General features: G+C 30.1%; 1 pseudogene. It reads left to right on the top strand.

What is annotated here, in order from left to right:
- Positions 1-143: 143 nt before the first annotated feature.
- Positions 144-346: pseudogene (locus ACJDU8_RS25765) on the top strand (alcohol dehydrogenase); the annotation flags it as partial.

The raw sequence follows: 346 nt of genomic DNA, 5'->3' as shown, positions 1-346 counted from the left end.
TGCACCAGCAGAACCAGAAGATAATGAAGATGTACAGGCTATAGTAAAAGCTATAATGGCTAAATTAAATCTTTAATCTATAAGCAGGGCTGGATAGAAAAATAAATAAAATTATAACTAAATGTTAGGAAAGAAGGGTTTTTATGAGTACATTTAGCATTAAACCTACTGTATGCTTTGATGAAGGTTCAGTAGAATACCTTAATAATTTAAAAGAACAAAATGAGGGACTTATCATATGTTGTGATTCAGGTTCCATAGATTATTTAAATAATTTGGCAGGAAAAAAAGCTCTTATAGTAACAGATCCTTTCATGGTTAAATCAGGAGCTGTAAATAAGATAAC

The organism is Candidatus Clostridium eludens, assembly GCF_045310515.1.
GTDB lineage: Bacteria > Bacillota > Clostridia > Clostridiales > Clostridiaceae > Clostridium_B > Clostridium_B eludens.
This window is presented reverse-complemented; position numbering and strand designations above follow the sequence as displayed.